The organism is Endozoicomonas sp. SESOKO3 (assembly GCF_024606255.1).
In genome coordinates this window covers 1-1219 of sequence record NZ_JAHHPR010000634.1, presented here as the reverse complement: position 1 = coordinate 1219, position 1219 = coordinate 1, and the positions used below count along the sequence as shown (strand labels likewise).

The following is a 1219-nucleotide window of genomic DNA, read 5'->3' as shown; positions in this document are numbered from 1 at the left end:
AAGGCCCTGGTCTTTTCTTCTTCACTCTTGAACCTGACCATTTCTTCCTCAAGCTTTATGAGATGTACCGCACCGAAAGAACCAGCACTTTGTACAACGTTTTTAATATTGATATGACGGGGAAAAATAAACTTGAAACAATGGTAGGAATACCGCTCAGAAATATTGGTGAAGACACTAAAGTAATCATTACTGGAAGTCTTCTTTTCTTTGACGCCAATTTGAATACTCATGCTTATCTCTATTCTCAGGACATAGTGGAAAATCTATCATCGATTCTAAGAATGGCCATCCCCGAGAATACCACCGTACAATCCATAGCCTTCTCTTTTGATAATTCTGCACAAGATATTTCAGGTTCTGCGGGCGAAGTGGATACTAGCCATAAATATTATGTTGTACCTGAAGTTTTGAAAAAGTTGGCCCAAAAAGGAATTCGTGCAAATTCTGCTATTGCGATTCGAGGGTCTGTGTCAGCAGGCGATTCTCAGCAAACTACCGGTGGTGATCCTGACAGGCCTTCAACTTCAAAAGAGGCGCCCTATGCTGAACTCAACCGTGTTGTTTTTACCCTCAAGCCTGACGGGCTTACCGTTCTATTCGAGGCCAAGTTCGGGTTGACCTCCCTCGCCCCCAGAAATGAGTTTACCCATGCCAGACCCGAAGATCCACGTAGCGATACCGGATTCGAAAATCCGTTATTCGATATCACAAATGAAGAGGATCCAGGCGATATCTCAAGCGAAGAGGATCCAGACGATGCCAAAAGCAGAGAGGAGTTCGTCAAAGCCTTACTCGAAGATAGGTTGATCGAGTCCGGTCACAGGCTCAATGATGGTTTGCCTGAAGCCATCATCGCGAACGAGTTCACTTTTGCTCCAATCGAAAATGCTTTGTACGAAGCCACGATTGAGGAGGCGTCTAAGGAGTCTAAAGACCCAAGAAAAGATGCTCAAGATTACGCATTACACTTTAATTTCCAGGACGTGATCTCTCATGGATTACAGGAAAATGCGGAGCCTGAAAAAGTTGCTTTCGTCAATTGGGATGCCAGAGAAACTGATCGTTTATCAGATACACTCACACTCGCGCGGGAATCTTCCTCGTACAGTCAATGGCTTGAGCGCTATGCACATCGTTTCCCCGCGTTTAATCTGGTCAACCAGCTTGAGGAAGAAATGGTCAGGTTCAAGAGTGAAGAAGAAAAGACCAGGGCCTT

Annotated in this window: 1 protein-coding gene; it reads left to right on the top strand. The window is 44.9% G+C overall.

What is annotated here, in order from left to right:
- A partial coding sequence (locus KDK18_RS11175; protein ID WP_257254981.1) for a hypothetical protein occupies positions 1–1219 on the top strand: 1219 nt, incomplete at both ends.